The organism is Pseudomonas sp. AC016, assembly GCF_979253365.1.
Window position 1 is genome coordinate 2,155,518 of sequence record NZ_CEEDCC010000001.1, and the last position, 20,415, is coordinate 2,175,932.

The 20,415-nt window shown below is 55.5% G+C and carries 17 protein-coding genes and 3 pseudogenes; 12 read left to right on the forward strand and 8 right to left on the reverse strand.

The window, feature by feature from the left end; translation table 11 throughout:
• Nucleotides 1–18: 18 nt before the first annotated feature.
• From rng to mreB, 5 genes are all read right to left on the reverse strand, one after another.
• Nucleotides 19–1,476, reverse strand: coding sequence for a ribonuclease G (rng, locus tag AC0IXS_RS09570; protein ID WP_004881565.1), 1,458 nt, complete (start codon nucleotides 1,474–1,476; stop codon nucleotides 19–21).
• A complete protein-coding gene (locus AC0IXS_RS09575; RefSeq protein ID WP_471824461.1) occupies nucleotides 1,473–2,075 on the reverse strand; it encodes a Maf family protein in 603 nt (200 codons plus the stop codon). The genes rng and AC0IXS_RS09575 overlap by 4 nt, the downstream gene beginning before the upstream one ends.
• Nucleotides 2,076–2,138: 63 nt before the next feature.
• Nucleotides 2,139–2,630 (reverse strand): rod shape-determining protein MreD, encoded by a 492-nt coding sequence (gene mreD, locus AC0IXS_RS09580; protein ID WP_004881567.1) that lies wholly within the window; start codon nucleotides 2,628–2,630, stop codon nucleotides 2,139–2,141.
• On the reverse strand, nucleotides 2,623–3,693 hold the full coding sequence (gene mreC / locus AC0IXS_RS09585; protein WP_414709194.1) for a rod shape-determining protein MreC: 1,071 nt from the start codon (nucleotides 3,691–3,693) through the stop codon (nucleotides 2,623–2,625). The genes mreD and mreC overlap by 8 nt, the downstream gene beginning before the upstream one ends.
• A gap of 226 nt (nucleotides 3,694–3,919) precedes the next feature.
• Nucleotides 3,920–4,957 (reverse strand): rod shape-determining protein MreB, encoded by a 1,038-nt coding sequence (gene mreB, locus AC0IXS_RS09590; RefSeq protein ID WP_002555108.1) that lies wholly within the window; start codon nucleotides 4,955–4,957, stop codon nucleotides 3,920–3,922.
• 205 nt (nucleotides 4,958–5,162) lie between these two features.
• Between mreB and gatC the strand changes: the two genes are divergently transcribed.
• The 6 genes from gatC to AC0IXS_RS09620 all read left to right on the forward strand — a co-directional run bounded on the left by gatC (nucleotide 5,163) and on the right by AC0IXS_RS09620 (nucleotide 10,435).
• A complete protein-coding gene (gatC, locus tag AC0IXS_RS09595; RefSeq protein ID WP_004881569.1) occupies nucleotides 5,163–5,450 on the forward strand; it encodes an Asp-tRNA(Asn)/Glu-tRNA(Gln) amidotransferase subunit GatC in 288 nt (95 codons plus the stop codon).
• A gap of 14 nt (nucleotides 5,451–5,464) precedes the next feature.
• The gene (gatA, locus tag AC0IXS_RS09600; protein ID WP_004881570.1) at nucleotides 5,465–6,916 is read left to right on the forward strand and encodes an Asp-tRNA(Asn)/Glu-tRNA(Gln) amidotransferase subunit GatA; all 1,452 of its coding nucleotides are present in this window, start codon (nucleotides 5,465–5,467) and stop codon (nucleotides 6,914–6,916) included.
• Nucleotides 6,917–6,926: 10 nt separating this feature from the next.
• Nucleotides 6,927–8,372, forward strand: a complete 1,446-nt coding sequence (gatB, locus tag AC0IXS_RS09605; protein ID WP_471824464.1) for an Asp-tRNA(Asn)/Glu-tRNA(Gln) amidotransferase subunit GatB — start codon at nucleotides 6,927–6,929, stop codon at nucleotides 8,370–8,372.
• 183 nt (nucleotides 8,373–8,555) lie between these two features.
• A complete protein-coding gene (locus AC0IXS_RS09610; protein ID WP_057410118.1) occupies nucleotides 8,556–8,927 on the forward strand; it encodes a septal ring lytic transglycosylase RlpA family protein in 372 nt (123 codons plus the stop codon).
• A gap of 53 nt (nucleotides 8,928–8,980) precedes the next feature.
• Entirely contained in the window at nucleotides 8,981–10,012 is a 1,032-nt protein-coding gene (locus AC0IXS_RS09615; RefSeq protein WP_122407772.1) for a calcium/sodium antiporter, read from the forward strand.
• A gap of 39 nt (nucleotides 10,013–10,051) precedes the next feature.
• The gene (locus AC0IXS_RS09620) at nucleotides 10,052–10,435 is read left to right on the forward strand and encodes a carboxymuconolactone decarboxylase family protein (RefSeq protein WP_088234594.1); all 384 of its coding nucleotides are present in this window, start codon (nucleotides 10,052–10,054) and stop codon (nucleotides 10,433–10,435) included.
• Between the two features lie 122 nt (nucleotides 10,436–10,557).
• Here the strand turns inward: AC0IXS_RS09620 and AC0IXS_RS09625 are convergent.
• Nucleotides 10,558–11,587 (reverse strand): annotated as a pseudogene (locus tag AC0IXS_RS09625) (LTA synthase family protein); the annotation flags it as partial.
• Between the two features lie 104 nt (nucleotides 11,588–11,691).
• On the opposite strand from AC0IXS_RS09625, the gene tnpA reads away from it, so the two are divergent.
• From tnpA to tnpC, 3 genes are all read left to right on the forward strand, one after another.
• The gene (gene tnpA, locus AC0IXS_RS09630) at nucleotides 11,692–12,024 is read left to right on the forward strand and encodes an IS66-like element accessory protein TnpA (protein ID WP_003173944.1); all 333 of its coding nucleotides are present in this window, start codon (nucleotides 11,692–11,694) and stop codon (nucleotides 12,022–12,024) included.
• Nucleotides 12,021–12,356: an IS66 family insertion sequence element accessory protein TnpB gene (gene tnpB, locus AC0IXS_RS09635; RefSeq protein WP_003177794.1), complete on the forward strand. Its 336-nt coding sequence runs from the start codon at nucleotides 12,021–12,023 to the stop codon at nucleotides 12,354–12,356. The genes tnpA and tnpB overlap by 4 nt, the downstream gene beginning before the upstream one ends.
• An 81-nt stretch (nucleotides 12,357–12,437) precedes the next feature.
• Nucleotides 12,438–13,967 carry an IS66 family transposase gene (gene tnpC, locus AC0IXS_RS09640; protein ID WP_042944682.1) on the forward strand — a complete coding sequence of 510 codons (1,530 nt, stop codon included), beginning with the start codon at nucleotides 12,438–12,440 and terminating at the stop codon, nucleotides 13,965–13,967.
• Nucleotides 13,968–13,984: 17 nt separating this feature from the next.
• On the opposite strand, the gene AC0IXS_RS09645 is transcribed toward tnpC, so the two are convergent.
• Nucleotides 13,985–14,443, reverse strand: coding sequence for a winged helix-turn-helix transcriptional regulator (locus AC0IXS_RS09645; RefSeq protein WP_003429427.1), 459 nt, complete (start codon nucleotides 14,441–14,443; stop codon nucleotides 13,985–13,987).
• A 96-nt stretch (nucleotides 14,444–14,539) separates the two neighbouring features.
• On the opposite strand from AC0IXS_RS09645, the gene AC0IXS_RS09650 reads away from it, so the two are divergent.
• Nucleotides 14,540–15,487, forward strand: coding sequence for an aromatic alcohol reductase (locus AC0IXS_RS09650; protein WP_003173940.1), 948 nt, complete (start codon nucleotides 14,540–14,542; stop codon nucleotides 15,485–15,487).
• Between the two features lie 332 nt (nucleotides 15,488–15,819).
• Here AC0IXS_RS09650 and AC0IXS_RS09655 read toward each other — a convergent pair.
• Nucleotides 15,820–16,298, reverse strand: a pseudogene (locus tag AC0IXS_RS09655) (IS5 family transposase); the annotation flags it as partial.
• 116 nt (nucleotides 16,299–16,414) lie between these two features.
• Between AC0IXS_RS09655 and AC0IXS_RS09660 the strand changes: the two are divergent.
• Nucleotides 16,415–16,634: pseudogene (locus AC0IXS_RS09660) on the forward strand (IS630 family transposase); the annotation flags it as partial.
• 142 nt (nucleotides 16,635–16,776) lie between these two features.
• Nucleotides 16,777–20,364, forward strand: coding sequence for a restriction endonuclease (locus AC0IXS_RS09665; RefSeq protein WP_471824468.1), 3,588 nt, complete (start codon nucleotides 16,777–16,779; stop codon nucleotides 20,362–20,364).
• Nucleotides 20,365–20,415: the final 51 nt, after the last annotated feature.

The window sequence follows — 20,415 nt, forward strand, 5'->3', positions numbered from 1 at the left end:
AGTTGAACGGTGACAATCTCAGAGCAGCACGACGTCGTATTGTTCCTGTGAGTACATGGTTTCTACCTGAAAACGGATCGTGCGACCGATAAAACTCTCAAGTTCGGCCACATTGCCGGATTCTTCATCAAGCAGACGGTCAACCACGCGCTGGTTCGCCAGCACTCGATAGCCCACCGCCTGATAGGCGCGGGCCTCGCGCAGAATCTCACGGAATATCTCGTAGCACACGGTTTCAGGCGTCTTCAGCTTGCCGCGCCCCTGACAACAGTGGCAAGGCTCGCACAGCACTTGCTCCAGGCTTTCGCGGGTACGCTTGCGCGTCATCTGCACCAGCCCCAGCTCGGTGATGCCGATGATGTTGGTCTTGGCGTGGTCGCGCTCCAGCTGTTTTTCCAGCGTCCGCAGCACTTGGCGCTGATGTTCGGCGTCTTCCATGTCGATGAAATCGATGATGATGATGCCGCCCAGATTACGCAGGCGCAGCTGCCTGGCGATGGCTGTCGCCGCCTCGAGGTTGGTCTTGAAAATGGTTTCTTCCAGATTGCGATGGCCGACGAACGCGCCGGTGTTGACGTCAATGGTGCTCATCGCCTCGGCAGGATCGACCACCAGATAACCGCCCGACTTGAGCGGCACCTTGCGCTCCAGCGCTTTCTGGATTTCGTCCTCGACGCCATAGAGGTCGAAGATCGGGCGCTCGCCCGGATAGTGCTCGAGTCGGTCGGCGATTTCCGGCATCAGCTCGGCCACGAATTGCGTGGTCTTCTGGAAGGTTTCCCGCGAGTCGATGCGGATCTTCTCGATGCGCGGGCTGACCAGATCGCGCAAGGTACGCAGAGCCAGCCCCAGGTCTTCGTAGATGACCGTGGGCGGACTGACCGTCTTGATCTGCTCGCCGATCTGATCCCACAGCCTGCGCAGGTAGCGAATGTCCATCAGGATTTCGTCAGCGCCGGCGCCTTCGGCAGCCGTACGCAAAATGAAACCGCCCGCTTCCTTGATGCCTTCCAGCGCCACGCAATCACTGACGACCTTCTTCAGACGCTCGCGCTCGGCCTCGTCTTCGATCTTCAGGGAAATGCCCACATGCGCCGTACGCGGCATGTAGACCAGATAGCGGGACGGGATCGACAACTGCGTGGTCAGCCGCGCGCCTTTGCTGCCGATGGGGTCTTTGGTGACTTGCACCACCAGACTCTGACCGTCGTGCACCAACGAAGCGATGCTTTCGACGGCAGGCCCTTCACGCATGGAAATTTCCGAGGCATGAATGAACGCGGCACGGTCCAGGCCGATATCAATGAACGCGGCCTGCATGCCGGGCAATACCCGCACGACCTTGCCCTTGTAGATATTGCCCACAATGCCACGGCGCTGGGTCCGCTCGACGTGGACCTCCTGCAGCACACCGTTCTCCACTACCGCCACCCGTGATTCCATCGGGGTGATGTTGATCAGAATCTCTTCACTCATGGCTTGTTACCTTCCAGGTATTGCCAACAGGGTATGCCGAAACCAGCGAGCAATTCTGCGGTTTCGCACAGAGGCAGACCAACCACTCCAGAATAGCTGCCTTGCAGATTGGCAACGAAGATGGCCGCCAGGCCCTGAATGGCGTAGCCGCCAGCCTTGTCCTGTGGCTCGCCGCTGGCCCAGTAGGCCTGGGCTTCGTGTGGCTGAATGGGGCGAAAACGCACGCGACTGGTGACCACACGGGCTTCGCTGCGCTGATGATCGACCAGCGCGATGGCGGTCAGTACTTCATGTTCGGTGCCCGAAAGCGCTGCCAGCATGCCCAGCGCATCGGCTTCGTCCACCGGCTTGCCAAGAATCCGGCCGCCTTGCACCACAGCGGTATCGGCGCCCATCACGCACACCGACTGACCGGGCGAGAGCAGCGCAAGGCCGGCCTGCGCCTTGCCCAGCGCGAGGCGTTCGACGTAGGCGGCAGGAGATTCGGAATCGAAGGGGGTTTCATCGATCTGCGCACTCAGCACCGTGAAGGGAACACCGATCTGTGTCAGCAGTTCGCGGCGGCGCGGCGAGCCAGAAGCCAGATAGAGCGAGGGCATAAGGACATCTCCGTGTCGGTGACGGTGAACGCGTACGCTTCAGGCGCCGCGCTCACGTTGCGCTTAATTGATTTTCAAACGTATGCGCAATCCACGCAGGCCGTAGCTGACCCAAGGCCACAACAGGGCACTGACCAGCGCGGGCAGAACCAGCGCCAGCGTGGGCTGACGGTTGCCGGTCAGGGCGCTCAGCCACAGCTGTGCGAGCTGTGCCAGACCGAATACCACCAGCAACACCAGGCATTGCTGCCACATGGGGAACATGCGCAAACGCTGCTGCAAGGACATGACGAGAAACGTAATCAGGGTCAGGATCAGCGCGTTCTGGCCCAGCAGCGTGCCATACAGCACGTCTTCCATAAGGCCCAGAATCCACGCCGTGGCCATGCCGTATTTATGAGGCAGCGCCAGTACCCAGAACGTCAGCAGCAAGGCGAGCCAGAGTGGACGGAAGATTTCCATGAACTGCGGCAGTGGCGAAATACTCAACAGCAAGCCGATGGCAAAGGTCAGCCAGACGACCCAGCCGTTGCGTCCGGAAACATGACTAACCATCGATACGCTCCCGAGTGCTGGAGGGTGAAGAAGCCGGGGGCTGCGAGGCGGCAGGACGCGAAGCAGGCCGCGCAGCGGGCGTTACCGGTGTGGTGGCAGGCGCCGGTGCAGTGCTTTGAGCGGCCGGTTTGTGCACAGTCGTGCTGCCCGGGAATACCGGCGCAACGGGTTGCGGCCACATCGGAAACGCTGGGGTCGGCGGCGGCAGGGTCGGGATCGCGGCAGGCTCGAGGCCCTTGTCGAACGATTCCTGCGCCTGTGCGGCATCGGCGGCACGCTCTTCCGGCGTACGGCTGTCGGAGAACACCAGTAACAGGTTGCGGCTGCGATTCAGCGCAGCGGTCGGCACGGCACGCACGATCGCGAACGGCTGGCCGGAGTCATGAATGACTTCCTTGACCGTTGCCACCGGATAACCCGCCGGGAAACGCTGCCCAAGACCGGAGCTGACCAGCAGGTCGCCTTCCTTGATGTCTGCGGTGTCGGCGACATGCCGCAACTCAAGACGCTCCGGGTTGCCGGTGCCACTGGCAATGGCGCGCAGCCCGTTGCGGTTGACCTGAACAGGGATGCTGTGGGTGGTGTCGGTGAGCAGCAGGACACGCGAGGTGTAAGGCATCAGCTCGACCACCTGCCCCATCAGGCCCCGTGCATCGAGCACTGGCTGACCCAGCACGACGCCATCACGCTCACCCTTGTTGATGATGATGCGATGGGTGAACGGATTCGGGTCCATGCCGATCAGCTCGGCGACCTCGACCTTCTCGTTCACCAGCGCAGAAGAATTCAGCAACTCGCGCAGACGCACGTTCTGCTCGGTCAATGCCGCCAGCTTTTGCAGGCGACCTTGCAGGAGCAGGGCTTCGGTCTTGAGTTTTTCGTTTTCGGCGATCAGTTCGGTGCGGCTGCCAAACTGGCTGGCGACACCCTGATAGAGACGCTGTGGCAGATCGACGATCCAGTAGGACTGCATCAACACCAGCGACATCTGACTGCGCACGGGCTTGAGGACCGTGAAGCGAGCGTCAACCACCATCAACGCCACAGACAACACAGCCAGCACCAACAGACGTACGCCCAGCGACGGGCCTTTTGCGAAAAGCGGTTTAATAGGCCGCTCCTCCCGGGCATGCAATCGACGGATCTAGCTTCAATTGGCTGTTATTCATGCGGTATGGAACCGGCCTGGACAGATGAAAGAAATAGGCACCATGTTACTCAGCCTGACGCATACAGGTAGCACAAGTGCTACCCGTATACAAAAAGCCAATGAGCGGCACCCCGGCGAATTACTCGCTGGAGAGCAGATCCATGGTGTGCTTATCCATCATTTCCAGCGCACGGCCACCGCCACGCGCCACACAGGTCAACGGGTCTTCGGCAACGATCACCGGCAGACCGGTTTCCTGAGCCAGCAGCTTGTCCAGATCGCGCAGCAACGCGCCACCACCGGTCAGCACCAGACCACGCTCGGCGATATCCGAAGCCAGTTCCGGCGGCGATTGTTCCAGGGCGCTTTTCACGGCCTGAACGATAGTCGCCAGCGACTCCTGCAGTGCTTCAAGCACTTCGTTGGAGTTCAGCGTGAAGGCACGCGGAACGCCTTCAGCCAGGTTACGGCCACGCACGTCGACTTCACGCACTTCACCACCCGGGTAGGCAGTACCGATTTCCTGCTTGATGCGCTCGGCAGTGGATTCGCCGATCAGGCTGCCGTAGTTGCGACGTACATAGGTGATGATCGCTTCGTCGAAACGGTCGCCGCCCACACGTACGGATTCGGCATAGACCACGCCATTCAGGGAGATCAGGGCGATTTCAGTGGTGCCGCCGCCGATGTCGACAACCATCGAACCGCGTGCTTCTTCAACCGGCAGACCGGCACCGATGGCAGCTGCCATAGGCTCTTCGATCAGGAATACTTCACGTGCGCCTGCACCCAGGGCCGACTCGCGAATGGCGCGGCGCTCAACCTGGGTGGATTTGCACGGAACGCAGATCAGCACACGAGGGCTGGGCTGCAGAAAGCTGTTTTCATGGACCTTGTTGATGAAGTACTGAAGCATCTTCTCGCAGACGCTGAAGTCGGCGATGACGCCGTCCTTCATGGGGCGGATGGCTGCAATGTTGCCTGGAGTACGGCCCAGCATGCGCTTGGCTTCCGTACCGACGGCCACGACACTCTTCTGGTTGCCGTGAGTACGGATGGCAACGACAGAGGGCTCATTCAGAACGATACCGCGCTCACGCACGTAAATAAGGGTGTTGGCAGTGCCCAGGTCGATGGATAGATCACTGGAAAACATGCCACGCAGTTTCTTGAACATGGGAAAGGGACCCTAGGGAACGCGTGGGTAAAAAAGTGCGGCAAACTCTAACAACGACAGGGATTTTGGGCAAGGAGCCAATATGTTAAATTGGCGCTTTTATAAACAAGACCCTCGACGTTAGCGGCTTGAGACCGCAGAAACACGATAGTGTTCCGCAACTGGTCACAAAGCAAATTCGCTCGTATTCCACTGGAGATCCCCCATGGCGCTTGAACGCTCCGACGTGGAAAAGATCGCTCATCTGGCCCGACTGGGCCTCAATGACGCCGATATCCCACGTACCACCGAAGCCCTCAACAGTATTCTCGGGCTGGTCGATCAGATGCAGGCGGTTGATACCACCGGCATCGAACCCCTGGCCCACCCGCTGGAAGCCTCTCAGCGCCTGCGCGATGACGCCGTTACCGAACGAAATCGTCGCGACACTTACCAAGCCATCGCACCAGCCGTCCAGGACGGGCTTTATCTGGTTCCGAAAGTCATCGAGTAAGGGAAAGAGCCTGCATGCATCAAATGACTCTGGCCGAGATCGCCCGCGGACTCGCCGAAAAGAAGTTTTCCTCTGAAGAACTGACCCGTGTCCTGCTGTCGCGCATCGCGCAGCTCGACCCTCAGCTCAACAGTTTCATCAGCCTGACCGAAGACCTGGCCATCACTCAGGCCCAGGCCGCGGACGCACGCCGTGCCGCCGGTGAAAATGGCGCCCTGCTCGGCGCCCCGCTGGCGCACAAGGACCTGTTCTGCACCCAGGGCATCCGCACCAGCTGCGGCTCGCTGATGCTCGACAATTTCAAGGCTCCGTACGACGCCACCGTGGTATCCCGACTGGCCTCGGCCGGTACGGTGACGCTGGGCAAGACCAACATGGACGAATTCGCCATGGGTTCTGCCAACGAGTCGAGCCACTACGGCGCGGTAAAGAACCCCTGGAACCTTGAATGCGTCCCAGGCGGCTCGTCCGGTGGTTCCGCTGCGGCCGTTGCTGCGCGCCTGCTGCCTGCCGCGACCGGCACCGACACTGGCGGCTCGATTCGCCAGCCTGCCGCACTGACCAACCTGACCGGTCTGAAGCCGACTTATGGCCGCGTGTCGCGATGGGGCATGATCGCCTACGCGTCCAGCCTCGATCAGGCGGGCCCCATGGCCCGCACAGCAGAAGACTGCGCGCTGCTGCTGCAAGGCATGGCCGGCTTCGATCCGCAGGATTCCACCAGCATCGACGAGCCTGTCCCGGATTACTCGGCAACCCTCAATACCTCACTCAAGGGCCTGCGTATCGGTTTGCCCAAAGAGTATTTCAGCGCAGGTCTGGACCCGCGGATTGCGCAGCTGGTCCACGAAAGCGTCAAGGAGCTGGAAAAGCTCGGCGCCATCGTCAAGGAAATCAGTCTGCCTAACCTGCAGCACGGTATCCCGGCCTATTACGTCATCGCACCGGCAGAGGCATCGTCCAACCTGTCGCGCTTCGACGGCGTGCGTTTCGGCTATCGCTGCGAAAACCCTAAAGACCTGACCGACCTGTACAAGCGCTCGCGCGCTGAAGGTTTCGGCCCGGAAGTGCAACGTCGCATCATGGTCGGTGCCTATGCCCTGTCGGCGGGCTATTACGACGCCTACTACCTGCAGGCCCAGAAGATCCGTCGCCTGATCAAGAACGATTTCATGAACGCCTTCGCCGAAGTCGACGTGATCCTCGGCCCGACCACGCCGAACCCGGCCTGGAAAATCGGCGCCAAGACCAACGATCCGATCGCCGAATACCTGGAAGACTTCTACACCATCACCGCCAACCTCGCGGGCCTGCCGGGCCTGTCGATGCCTGCGGGCTTCGTCGAAGGCCTGCCGGTGGGCGTGCAACTGCTCGCTCCGTATTTCCAGGAAGGCCGTCTGCTCAACGTCGCGCACCAGTATCAGCAGGTCACCGACTGGCACACTCGCGCACCTGAAGGCTTCTGAGGAGAAACACATGCAATGGGAAGTCGTCATCGGGCTGGAGATTCACACCCAGCTTTCGACCCAATCGAAGATTTTTTCCGGCAGCTCCACGACGTTCGGTTCCGAGCCTAATACCCAGGCCAGCCTCGTCGATCTGGGCATGCCGGGCGTATTGCCGGTCCTGAACAAGGAAGCCGTGCGTATGGCCGTCAAGTTCGGCCTGGCAGTGGATGCGGAAATCGGCCAGCACAACGTGTTCGCCCGCAAGAACTACTTCTACCCTGACCTGCCCAAGGGCTACCAGATCAGCCAGATGGAACTGCCGATTGTCGGCAAGGGCCACCTGGATATCACGCTGGAAGACGGCACGGTCAAGCGTATCGGCATCACGCGCGCGCACCTTGAAGAAGACGCGGGCAAAAGCCTGCACGAAGACTTCCAGGGCATGACCGGTATCGACCTTAACCGCGCAGGCACGCCGCTGCTGGAAATCGTTTCCGAGCCGGACATGCGCAGCGCCAAGGAAGCCGTGGCTTACGTCAAGGCGATCCACGCGATGGTTCGTTACCTGGGCATCTGCGATGGCAACATGGCCGAAGGTTCGCTGCGCTGCGACTGCAACGTGTCGGTCCGTCCGAAAGGCCAGGTCGAGTTCGGTACCCGCTGCGAGATCAAGAACGTCAACTCGTTCCGCTTCATCGAGAAGGCGATCAACAGCGAGATCCAGCGCCAGATCGACCTGATCGAAGACGGTGGCAAGGTCATCCAGCAGACTCGCCTGTATGACCCGAACACCAACGAAACCCGCGCCATGCGCAGCAAGGAAGAAGCCAACGACTACCGTTACTTCCCCGACCCTGACCTGCTGCCGGTGATCATCGAGGATTCGTTCCTGGAAGAAACCCGCGCCACGCTGCCGGAATTGCCGCCGCAGAAACGCGAACGCTTCCAGAGCCAGCTCGGTCTGTCGACCTACGACGCCAGCGTGCTGGCCTCCAGTCGCGAGCAGGCGGACTATTTCGAGCAGGTGGTCAGCATCAGCGGCGACGCCAAGCTGGCCGCCAACTGGGTCATGGTCGAACTGGGCAGCCTGCTGAACAAGCAAGGTGTCGAGATCGAACAGTCGCCGGTCAGCGCCGAACAACTGGGCGGCATGCTCAAGCGCATCACCGACAACACCATCTCCGGCAAGATTGCCAAGATGGTGTTCGAGGCGATGGCCAATGGCGAAGGCAGTGCCGATGAAGTCATCGAGAAGCGCGGTCTGAAGCAGGTGACTGACAGCGGTGCCATCGAGTCGATGCTCGACGAGATGCTCGCGGCCAACGCCGAACAGGTCGAACAGTACCGCGCCGCAGACGAAGCGAAACGCGGCAAGATGTTCGGTTTCTTCGTCGGCCAGGCGATGAAAGCGTCCAAAGGCAAGGCCAACCCGCAGCAGGTAAACGAACTGCTCAAGGCCAAGCTGGAAGGTTGATACCTGAAAGAGATTGACCGTGCCAATGCTCCGCGTTGGCACGTATCCCGGGACGCTCTGCGTCCCATTGGTACGACAACAGGCTCATGCGCCCGGACGCGGAGCGTCCCCAGAGGCATTCCCACGCATAGCGTAAGGAATGATATGAGCGTATGACTTCCACAGGCACTCAGGACCCGACCCATGCGCCGACTTCTTTCTGCCTGCAGCCTGCTGACGTTACTGGCCGGCTGTTCCAGCAACAGCATCATCGATCCCCACGGTTACGATGAGACCGGACGCGCCTCGTATTACGGCTCGCAGCATCACGGCAACCGCACCGCCAGTGGTGAACCTTTCAACCAGAACGCCTTGACCGCCGCTCACCGGCGATTGCCCTTCGGCACGCGCGTCAAAGTGACCAATCTGAACAATGACGAATCCGTCATCGTGCGCATCAATGATCGCGGCCCTCACACCCGAGGCCGACTGATCGATGTCTCTCGCAAGGCAGCCGAACAACTGGGTATGCTGCGCAGCGGCACCGCCCCCGTACGCATTCAGGCCCTCGACTAAGGACGCCCGCAATTCTCCAGCTATCGACACTGCCCGCCCCTGCCCTGATCCAGATGGTCGTCGGCCTTCTTTTACTGCTGATCGGCGCCGAGCTGTCGGTTCGATCGGCCGTCCACCTTGCAGCCCTGTTCAAGATCAGACCTCTGATCATCGGCCTGACGGTCGTGGCGATGGGCACCAGCGCACCGCAAATGGCTGTCAGCCTCCAGGCCGCGTTCTCGGACAACACCGACATCGCCGTGGGCAGCGTGATCGGCGGCAATATCTTCAGCGTGCTGGTGATTCTGGGCCTGTGCGCACTGGTGACCCCGCTGCGTGTCGCGCGCCAGGTACTGCGGGTCGACATTCCCCTCATGATCGGCGCCTGCCTGTTGGTGATCGCCCTGTCATTGACCGGTGAGTTCAGCAAGTTCGACGGTGTTTTGTTGCTGGCGGCTCTGCTGCTTTGCCTGTTCATCGTGGTCCGCCAGGGCGGCCATGCACCTCGCCACGGCCATGCAGACACGACAGAAAAGCCTCGCGCCCTGACACGTATCGCCATGCTCGCAGGTGGCTTGCTGCTGTTGACGTCGGGCGGCCATCTGCTGGTTGATGCGTCAGTCGTGATCGCGATCAACCTGGGGCTGTCCGAGCGCATCATCGGCCTGACCGTCATCGCCATCGGCACTTCGCTACCCGCGCTGATGACCTCGCTGATCGCAGCAATGCGTGGCGAGCGTGACATTGCCGTAGGTAACGTGATTGGCAGCAACCTGTTCAACCTGCTGGGTGTGCTGGGGCTGACCGCGCTGGTCGCGCCGGTGCCACTGACCATCTCGCCCAATGCGCTGGTTTTCGACCTGCCGATCATGCTCGGCGTCGCAGTACTATGCGTGCCGTTGTTTTATTCCGGTTACCGGATAGATCGTATCGAAGGGCTGTTTCTGCTGTCGCTGTATCTGACCTATGGCCTGCATATCGTCTCGATCAGCACCGGCATGCTGCTGGCCGAACGGCTTGAAGGCATGATGCTCAGGTTCGTTGTGCCGCTGCTCGGGGTTATCGTTGCCTTTGGCGTCGTCCGCGCCTGGCGACGGCAGCACTGATTCACAGACGTCCGCCTCTAACGCCACAGGAGAAATGCCATGACAGACAAGACTATCAGCGATGGCGAGCAGATTCGTCGCCAGGTGATGGGCGATGCCTACGTCGACCGAGCGCTGGGCAACGCTACTGACTTCAGCCAGCCGCTGCAGGACTTCGTCAACGAGCACGCGTGGGGCAGCGTCTGGAGCCGTGAAGGCCTGCCGTTGAAAACCCGCAGCCTGATCACCCTGGCGACCCTGACCGCGCTCAAATGCTCGCAGGAACTGAAGGGCCATGTACGCGGCGCGCTGAATAACGGCTGCACGGTTGACGAAATTCGCGAAGCGCTGCTGCATTGCGCCGTGTATGCAGGCGTACCGGCTGCCATCGAAGCGTTTCGCGCCGCGCAGGAAGTGATCGACAGCTACGTGAAAGCCGACTAGTCCCGACGAATGCGTCACCCGAACCCGGATCAATACGCTTCAGGGCGCAAATTGAAGTCTATGTCCGGGTTGAAACGGGAACAGCCCGACTGTCCAGTCGGGCCGGGCACGTGTCTGCGTTGCTACTTCGCACTTGCAGAGGCGTTCGACCATCCTAAAAGCTGATGCTTGAAGCCGTGGCTCGCAGCTTGATAATAGGTAATGGCACGAGCAACCAACGGATCGGTTTCCTGCGCCGCTGTTTCAAGACTTACGCCTAACGCATCATCATGACGCCTCAGCCCGTTGCGCGGGCTGAGAATGGCAAGACTCTGTCCATCGAAGAGCCCCAGATGCTGGTAATTACCCCAGCACCACACGGGGTGGCAGCGTAGGCGCAAGTTGCAGATCCCGGCCAAAAAAAGTCGATTCATAGCTCATATCAAGCAGTCCCAGCACGGTCGGCGCCAAGTCAATCTGACTGGCCAACTGATTATCATCCTTTGGCTGCACGACTTTGGGCGCATAGATGAAAAGCGGGATCTGATAGTTCACCACGGGCAAGTCCTCCTTGCCTGCACTGCCAGCGGTGTGGTCCGCGACGAAAATAAAGATCGTATCGTCAAACCAGGGCTTCTGCCTGGCAGCAAGCAGGAATTGCCCGATGGCATAATCCGTATACTTCACGGCCCCCTCGCGGCCTTTACCGGATTTGATGTCAATTCGGTTGTCAGGGTACGTGTAAGGACGATGGTTTGAGGTGGTCATCAGTTGAAGCAGAAAGGGCTTGCCCGCCGCAAAGTCTGCATCTGCCAGCTTGATCGCCTGCGTGTAGAGGTCCTCATCAGCCATACCCCAGGCGTTCTTGAAGTGAATGTCCGACTCGGCAACGCTGCTCTGATCGACCACTCGATAGCCGTTGCCACTAAAGAATGCATTCATGTTGTCGAAGTAACCGCGGCCGCCATACACAAATACGCTGTCATATCCCACTGCAGAAAGCTGCTGTCCGAGGCTCGCAAAGCCACCCTCGCGACCTATCCGCTTTACGATCGAGCGACCAGGTGTAGGCGGTATGGAAAGCGTGATAGCTTCAAGACCTCGATCTGTCCGAGTCCCGGTTGCATAGAAATTGCTGAAGTAGAGGCTGTGCTTGCGCAACTCATCGAGATTGGTAACCGTCCGAGCAACACATCTTCCTGATGCCATCGGTTAAGGCGATGGTGTCCACCTAAATTTAAGTGGACACCATTTTTAGCCTTTTTAAGCGGACGCCCATGCCACAAGAACGCCGTTCCTATTCCAAGTCCTTCAAGGCCCAGGTCATTACTGAGTGCGCCCATCCTGACACTTCAATTGCCAATGTCGCCTTGACCCACAACCTCAATGCAAACCTCGTCCATAAATGGATTCGGGTGCATGCGCAGAAAAACCTGGCACTGCAAACTGCCTTCATCCCGGTCAAGACTTCGCCGCCGGTGCCGATGCATCAGGCCCTTCCTGCCACGATCCGAATCGAAGTGCCGCATCCAAAAGGTGTAGTCGTGGTGAGTTGGCCAGCAGAAAATGCAGCGGCGTGTTCTGCTTTCCTACGAGACCTGCTGCGATGATCCGCGTCGATTCCATCTGGCTCGCCACCGAGCCCATGGACATGCGCGCCGGCACTGAAACCGCGCTCGCACGAGTCGTGGCGGTGTTCGGTGCGGCGAAGCCGCACTGTGCCTATCTGTTCGCCAACCGCCGCGCCAATCGAATGAAAGTGCTGGTGCATGACGGCGTGGGGATTTGGCTTGCCGCCCGGCGTTTGAATCAAGGACGCTTCTTCTGGCCGGGTGTGCGACACGGCTCCGAAGTTGAGTTGGATGCCGAGCAACTTCAGGCCCTGGTGCTCGGTTTACCTTGGCAGCGCGTCGGTGCAGGCGGAATCATCTCGATGCTTTAACATCTGCCATGGCGTGCTTGCCAGCGCAATTGGCCCATCAGTCTATCGTCGCCATCAGCCCTCTCTGGCAAAATCGGCGGCATGACTTTGCATCCAAATCTCGATCAATTAAACCCTGAACAACTGCGTGCCCTGGCGGCGCAGTTGATCCAGCGCGTCGAGACAATGGACAAGCAAATCACTCATCACAAGTCGGTCAACGAGAAACTGGCCCACGAGATCGCGCTGCTCAAACGCTTCAAGTTTGCCAAGCGCAGCGAGCAGTTGAGCCCGGATCAAGCCAGCCTGCTCGACGACTTGATCGATACGGATATCGCCGCTATCGAAGCCGAACTTGAGGCGCTGCAACCGGCACCTGTCGAAGCCAAAGTGCGCCAGCAACCCAAGCGCGCACCGCTGCCACCGCAGTTTCCTCGCACACTGATCCATCACGAACCGGACAACAGCCACTGCCAGTGCGGCTGCGCCCTCAAGCGCATCGGCGAAGACGCCAGCGAAAAGCTCGACTACACGCCCGGCGTATTCACCGTCGAGCGTCACATCCGTGGAAAGTGGGCCTGCGAGCAGTGTGAAACGCTAATCCAGGCGCCGGTACCGGCGCACGTCATCGACAAAGGCGTCCCGACCGCAGGCCTGCTGGCCCACATCATGGTGGCCAAGTTCGCCGACCATCTGCCGCTGTATCGCCAAGAGAAAATCTTCGGCCGCGCCGGGCTACCCATCGCCCGTTCGACACTGGCGCAGTGGGTGGGTCAAACCGGCGTACAACTGCAACCGCTCGTGGAAGCACTGCGCGAGGCAGTGCTGGCCCAGCGAGTCGTCCATGCCGATGAAACACCCGTGCAGATGCTGGCACCGGGTGAAAAGAAAACGCACCGAGCGTATGTCTGGGCCTACTGCACGACACCATTCTCGGCACTGAAGGCGGTAGTCTACGACTTCAGCCCGAGCCGTGCTGGCGAACATGCGCGCAACTTCCTGGGCACTTGGAACGGCAAGCTGGTCTGCGATGGCTTCGCAGGCTACAAGGCCGGCTTCGAAGGGGGCATCACCGAAATCGGCTGCATGGCCCATGCTCGCCGCAAGTTCTTCGACCTGCATGTGGCGAACAAAAGCCAACTGGCCGAACAGGCGCTGCACTCAATCGGCGGCCTATACGAGGTTGAACGAAAGGCCAAAGAGATGAGCGATGAAGATCGCTGGCGATTACGTCAAGAAATGGCGATTCCTATCGCGGAGAAGTTGCATGAGTGGATGCTGGCTCAGCGCGAACTTGTGCCCGAGGGCTCGGCCACAGCCAAGGCTCTGGATTACAGCCTGAAACGCTGGGTAGCGCTGACGCGCTACCTCAATGATGGTGCTGTGCCCATCGACAACAATCGGGTCGAAAATACGATCCGGCCTTGGGCCCTTGGCCGTTCGAATTGGCTCTTCGCCGGATCACTGCGCAGCGGTAAACGAGCGGCGGCAATTATGAGCTTGATTCAATCGGCACGCATGAATGGGCATGATCCGTTCGCGTATCTCAAGGATGTACTGACGCGGTTGCCGACACAGAGGGCCAGTGCAATTGACCAATTACTACCGCATCAATGGGCACAGGGCTCCTAACACGCTATGAGCTACATTCAGTCCGACGCGTCTGAATCTAATGGTGTCGATGGAGGTATTTGCCATGCGGGTTTTTTGTCATCCTGACTGTCGAAAATACGCCGCGCCTTGCGGAAATCCTCAACGTTCTCGACAACCCAAGTCCAGATAGGTGACATGCGGATCAACAGTCCCATACCCAGCGGCGTCAGCTCATACTCGACACGTGGCGGAATCTCACCGAACTCCCGCCGAACCACTAGCCCATCCCGCTCCATGGAGCGTAGTGTCTTGGTTAACATCCGCTGAGTCACCCCAGTCATCTGCCTTTTTATTTCGGCATGGCGCATCGTGCCGTAAACCCCCAGGGCATGCAGAATACCTAACGACCAGCGGCTACCTGCGTGAGCAAGCACTTCTCGTCTGACGCCATCATCGTCTTCTCTAAGCGTTCGGCAAATTGTTTCTGCCTGGCTGAGAGCCTCCTGATCGGTCATTTCATTCTCTGGTATCACAGGTGTGCCTTCTTACGAACGTTGCCTAATCGTGCAAGCATTTGTTCATCTTACAGGCAACAGGTCTCAGGAGAAATCATGACCGAAGTGACCCAGCTTTCCCCCCAATCCATTCTCGTTCTAGGCGCCGGTGAGCTTGGGCTGCCGGTTCTGCGCAATCTTGCGCGAGTAGCAAAGCGCGCGCCCGGCTCCACAATCAGCGTCCTGCTCAGGGATTCGACCATCAACACTCAGGTGCCCGAGAAAAAGGTCGAAATCGATGAGCTTCGAGATCTTGGCATCCAGATGGTGGCCGCAGATCTCGTGAATAATTCAATCGATCAGTTGGCTGAAGTGTTCGCACGGTTCGATACCGTAATAGGCTGCGCAGGCATGGTTGCAGGCCGGGAAACCCCGATGAAGCTGGCTACAGCAGCTCTCAAGTCCGGTGTGAAGCGCTACTTTCCTTGGCAGTTTGGTGTCGACTTCGAGGTAATCGGTCGGGGCAGTCCTCAAGATCTGTTCGATGCTCAGCTTGATGTACGCGAATTGCTTCGCGCCCAGGATAAAACTGAATGGGTAATCATCTCGACGGGTATGTTCACCAGCTTTCTATTCGAGCCAGTATTCGAGGTGGTTGACTTCGAAAACGATACCGTGAACGCGCTAGGCAGTCTTGAGACCAGCGTGACGCTCACGACTCCAGAAGACATTGGTGCGTTGACAGCGGAAATTGTTTTCTTCGAACCTCGCTTCCGCGATCAGATTGTGTACCTCTCGGGAGATACAGTGACGTACGGAGAGGTTGCGAGCCTCCTCGAACGTGTACTGGGTCGCCCGTTCAAACGTAACGTGTGGACTGTTCCGTACTTGCTCCAAGAATTGGAGAGAGACCCAACGCATCACATCAAGAAGTACCGCGCTGTGTTCGCCCAGGGCAGAGGCGTGGCCTGGCCTAAAGCAGGCACTTTCAACGCGCAGCAGTCGACTCAAGTCACGACCGCTGAGGAGTGGGCCCGTGCAAATCTGGCAACCTCATCAGCATAAGGGCAGTAGCTGAACGAACGTTCTCGCGCTCGGAGTTGACCTGCTAAAAAGCTCCTCAGTCTGATAATGGGCGCTGATAACCGAAGCTAAGGCGCGGAGAATGGGTCTGGTAATCCAAGACGACCGAATCTTTATCTTATCCGCACCATCTGCCGAGGTCTGAGGCGTCCCACTTCACTATCTATTGAGTTTTCTAAGCGCGAATTCCGAACCACGGTGACTTAACCAAGCGCTTACTAAAGCCTTGCAAATGAGCGTGGTTTTGAGGAGCACGGGGGAGAATGGTGTGGTCAAGGTGTGTCTGCCGGACGCTTACGCATGAAGTGGCGCGAGTCAGCCTGCTCGCCGGGCGACAGCATGATGGCCAGCGGGAAGCCATGACTGTCGCAGGCGAGGTGTATTTTGGTGGTCAGTCCGCCCCTGCTTCGGCCGAGACAGTGGTGTTGCGGTTCCTGCGGGCCCCTTTTTTTCCAGCACCGCTGGCAGCCCGGGCGGCCCGGATTGACGTGGAATCGACCATCCAGGTATCCAGATCGATAAACCCGTCTTCTCGCAAACGAAGATGAAGGTGGCGCAGAACCTGCTTGAACGTGCCGTTGTCACGCCATTGCCTGAAGCGCTGGTAAACGGTCTTCCAAGGCCCAAAACGTTCTGGAAGATCCCGCCATTTGGCGCCAGAGCACAAAATCCAGAAGATTCCATCAAGCATCTGACGATCATCGCGCCTTGGCCGCCCCATGTGTTGAGGAGGGGAAACAATGGCTTCAATGATCGCCCAACGCTCAGATGAAATTTCATAACGGCCTGTCATGACGGCTCTCCTGGCAACCAGAGGGCATCATTCTAACGAACGCGACTTTTCAGACAATCCCTAGTGTCGTGTTTCACAAGTACCAATGAAAATCGGGTCTATGCTCATCTATTTGCCCCCCGTTTGCGTCATGGACGAATCTTGTGGGGCGATTTTTTCTCAGCGCTGAGCGAGAAATGAATCAAGCGCCAGGCGCATGTCAGCGTGAAGGATCTGGAGTCCTCAATCGAGTACTACCTTGAAACCTGCAACCAGAATCCGAAGCCATTTCGCTGGCACAAAAAAGCGGATGAGATCCTTGGCTTCGTTGCTCGTGCAGCAAAAGCATTGGGGTAAGAAATTTTCCGTTCTACTACTGAAACACCACACTTGAGCCCTGATTGACATTCTGATGTGTACAGTTGAGTTACAGCCTGTTGATTCACTGTCAAAAGTCAGGGATGCTCGGGTCCAAGTAAACACCTATTGAGAAGAGACTATGCAAGCGCAGGCAGCGAAACCACCGCTTTATCGAGGCTTTCCACTTCCAATTCACGACCTGTCACCAAACGCATTTGAGGACTTTACTTATCAGGCGTTATCACTTTTAGGAAAGAAACTAGATTTTCAAATGACGAGCGGCCCCCAACCATCGGGTGACCAGGGGTATGATTGTACTGCTAAGTCGACCTTAACAAATCATCTAATTTGCATACAATGCAAAAGGTACGACGCCGCACTAAGTATAAGTGATGTCGCCGAAGAGATAATCAAGGTATCCCTAGATAAAGCTCTAAATAATTCAGACACAAAACATCAGTACATAATAACTTCCGGCGAAGTCAATGGCCCCTTGCGCAAAGCATATCGCCAAGCAAATTACACGAGCTTAAAGAGTGAATGTGAAAAAATAATAAACAAAGGAAAATTTCAGCCAGCTTTGCTTAAAGAAGCAAAGATCCTAGGCGTAGACCCAATCCAAATCGCCAATGAGTATTTGGATACATTGGAAAACCTCACGATTTGGTCCGGTCGCGATTTTCAGAACGAACTGATAACCATATGGAGTGAATTATCCGATATTTTAGAACAAAACTTCTTGATTGAGAAAATTTTAAAGGATAACCCCACACCAGATTTCAACCTCAAAGCTTATCTCAACAGAATTTCTTTGGCCGGGGATAATCTAACAGCATTAGCTTACTCTCCCGCTCCATTTCCACCAAATCTTAATAGTGAATATAAGCCAGCAGATCTTAAACAACAAATCATCACTACTGACAACATACTAGAGATCTTGAAAGCGGGAAACAATATAGCTATATCCTCGCCCGGCGGGAGTGGGAAGTCCTGTACCTTATCAATCATCACAAAAAAACTTGCATTGGAATCAGATATTCACTATCTGCCCGTGAATCTAAAGTTAAGAAGCTACTCAAGAAATATGCTTAATCATATGATTGAGCAGGAGCTAGGAATATTATTTGGCTCATGGAAGAGCCTACCATTTAAATTTCTCTTCTTGCTCGACGGGCTAGATGAGATGCTTCAGTGTGATACTCAAGCTTTCTTTGATGACCTTTCCGGGACGATCGATGATCATAGCTATATCGTCACATTGAGAGATCAGGGCTTAAGCATAGATACCCAGTCTAATAAATTAGCTTGTTGCCTATCCATACAACCCCTCTCATACAGAAGCGCGTTCAACATAGCTAGTTCGTTATTTAAGAACGAGGAGCTTGCGGAGTTTTATGATCAGTACAGAAGCAGGCTCAGCTCCGTTGACTTTGACTTCTTCTCATCCCCATTTGTTCTATCACGATCTATCGGGTATTACAAAAACAATAAAAAACTCCCCGACAGCACGGAAGACATCCTTGAAGACTGGATATCCAGCAAGCTAAAAAAAGACAAGACTAGAGTTGTAAGCAGCGATATCAAATCCAATAAATTACCTGAAGCTCAAGTGATTCATGCATTCGCAACAGTGCTCTACAAAGCAACCTTTGGTCTAGGTGTGTCGTCAATACCGGAAGATAGCTACAATAATTTAATGATAGAGTGTTACGACGAGCTAATCAGCTCACAATCTTATCTTGCCAGAATCCTTAGCTTTGAGGATTTTATTAACCTGATAACGGGATACGAAATCTTATACAAGGGTAAAGACGATCACTTTTCGACACCACACCAAATCATTTCTGATTACTTGGCATCAAAGGCTCTTTCCAAGAATTGGCGCATGCACCAATCATCCGTATTCAATCATTCACACTATGATATCTGGCTATATTGCAGTAACTCCATACTGGAGAATGAAAAGGACGATTTTATAGACACGGTGTTAGGATTTGATATATTGCTTGCCGCAAAAATTGCTCGTCGATTCCAAGGCGGCCACTTAACTAAAGTTGAGAAGAAACTACTCGAACTTGAATCAAGCGAGAAGGTCCTGACCCGAAGTCTTGCGATTTCCGCGCTAGGTATATTAGCTACGAAAAGTAGCTATGAAAGATTAAAATCTCGTTCTGGAGAAGTGGATTTTCACCATTTTCATCAGAGGCAAAAAGCCTTAGCACTGGGCGGAGACTTAGAGACCCTTATAGATATCTTGGTTGAAAACGAACCTCGCGCGCAATCTCCGGCTAAAATTTCCGGGGGTAGCTATGACCTGTGGTTTCTCTCACCTCCTACAGTAATTACTAACATCGCGAGAAGACGGATAAATGAGTGGAAAGTCGATGGCAAGACAGAATTATGCTTAAGCTTACGAACACTGGCATTGTTTGGCGATAGCTCGGACTGCGAAGCACTGGTATCTGTTTTAGAGCAAACTAATTACATGGGGGAATTCTATGATGCAACCCGAGCGCTTCTAGAAATAGATCGGTCACTGGCTCACGAGGTACTTGTTAGAATCAGCAATATTAACTCAGTAGCCGCATTCTGGGCCAAACAGGTCCTATCTTCATTAGGTATAGAGTTCGACATTACCCAAGAGTTTGATTACTTAATCGAATTGAGTTATGAGGACGAAGACCACTTAATACAAGAAGGCGTATTTCACACAATCCTCAAAATAGTTGAACTAATTAAGACTTCAAAGCTTGACAGCGAGAAAATTGAAACGCTTATTTCGACTTATCAACGATTGAACTTTAGAAAAGACTTGTATTTTTACGGCTTAATATGGAGCCTTGGGCTAAGTGGAGGCGCCGGCTGTCTTCTCCCACTAGTAAGGCTGGCATATTCTAGAAAAGATCCAGACGAGATAAATTATGCTATTGGGTATCTTTCCAAGGCAACCGACGCAGATATTGATGCTGACCTAACCACTCAAATTGACGAATATTTCAATGCGTTAAATGGACAGCACGAAGGAATATTTCGTCTATATGTAAATTATTACTACAACAAGGACAAGGAATTCGCTCTAGATCTAATGAGGAATAAACTAACTGATCATCTAAAAGACTTATCGCCTGATAGCCTATCAATTGAAAATTATAACTTCGGTAATATCTGTAAATATGATCTCATTTTTGATTTCTTATCGCTATGCAATGACGGTGAAGTTTGCCTAACGAAAGAGGACTCCTATAAACTTCTTCTTATAAACACTGATCATTCTGACCCCTCGTTTAAACTAGCTAAGCTCAAGGTTTTAAACGGGCTAAATAAAGGAGACCTTGACACCTACCTCAGTAAGGTGCGGGACAAAGGTGTTAGAGCATGTATTGCTAGCTACATGCTGAACTACGATCTGTCGAATACAACACTATTGTTAGCAGAAGAATACTTCCCGGTCTTTTTCTCGCACCAATTCTATTATCCAGCAATAATTTCTGTCTGCACCAGACATTGGGATGACAGCTTAGCCAAATTATTCCTAACATCATTTTGCGAATTCAATTGGCATCCCTTTCTTGCTCAAATATTTGAGCAAAATACAAGTCTATTCCTGAAGCTGTTCACTAGTTTACAACTGGAAGAATTTGAAGCTTCACGCAAAGGCCCAGTGAACGTTTTCGTGGAGAGAACTTATAGAATCTTTCTTGAGAGCAAAAGTATTGATATGAAGTAGACAGCAATTTAGCGCCTTTTTTGGGTTGTAGATGTTTTGAAGTCTGCAACC

Excerpts from the sequence above, each read along its gene's own strand:
- AC0IXS_RS09665 (WP_471824468.1), top strand. The coding sequence starts at position 16,777 with ATGCAAGCGCAGGCAGCGAAACCACCGCTTTATCGAGGCTTTCCACTT.
- tnpB (WP_003177794.1), top strand. The coding sequence starts at position 12,021 with ATGATCCGCGTCGATTCCATCTGGCTCGCCACCGAGCCCATGGACATG.
- rng (WP_004881565.1), bottom strand. The coding sequence starts at position 1,476 with ATGAGTGAAGAGATTCTGATCAACATCACCCCGATGGAATCACGGGTG.
- tnpC (WP_042944682.1), top strand. The coding sequence starts at position 12,438 with ATGACTTTGCATCCAAATCTCGATCAATTAAACCCTGAACAACTGCGT.
- AC0IXS_RS09610 (WP_057410118.1), top strand. The coding sequence starts at position 8,556 with ATGCGCCGACTTCTTTCTGCCTGCAGCCTGCTGACGTTACTGGCCGGC.
- mreD (WP_004881567.1), bottom strand. The coding sequence starts at position 2,630 with ATGGTTAGTCATGTTTCCGGACGCAACGGCTGGGTCGTCTGGCTGACC.
- gatC (WP_004881569.1), top strand. The coding sequence starts at position 5,163 with ATGGCGCTTGAACGCTCCGACGTGGAAAAGATCGCTCATCTGGCCCGA.
- tnpA (WP_003173944.1), top strand. The coding sequence starts at position 11,692 with ATGCCACAAGAACGCCGTTCCTATTCCAAGTCCTTCAAGGCCCAGGTC.
- gatB (WP_471824464.1), top strand. The coding sequence starts at position 6,927 with ATGCAATGGGAAGTCGTCATCGGGCTGGAGATTCACACCCAGCTTTCG.
- AC0IXS_RS09575 (WP_471824461.1), bottom strand. The coding sequence starts at position 2,075 with ATGCCCTCGCTCTATCTGGCTTCTGGCTCGCCGCGCCGCCGCGAACTG.
- mreB (WP_002555108.1), bottom strand. The coding sequence starts at position 4,957 with ATGTTCAAGAAACTGCGTGGCATGTTTTCCAGTGATCTATCCATCGAC.
- AC0IXS_RS09650 (WP_003173940.1), top strand. The coding sequence starts at position 14,540 with ATGACCGAAGTGACCCAGCTTTCCCCCCAATCCATTCTCGTTCTAGGC.
- AC0IXS_RS09615 (WP_122407772.1), top strand. The coding sequence starts at position 8,981 with ATGGTCGTCGGCCTTCTTTTACTGCTGATCGGCGCCGAGCTGTCGGTT.
- AC0IXS_RS09620 (WP_088234594.1), top strand. The coding sequence starts at position 10,052 with ATGACAGACAAGACTATCAGCGATGGCGAGCAGATTCGTCGCCAGGTG.
- AC0IXS_RS09645 (WP_003429427.1), bottom strand. The coding sequence starts at position 14,443 with ATGACCGATCAGGAGGCTCTCAGCCAGGCAGAAACAATTTGCCGAACG.
- gatA (WP_004881570.1), top strand. The coding sequence starts at position 5,465 with ATGCATCAAATGACTCTGGCCGAGATCGCCCGCGGACTCGCCGAAAAG.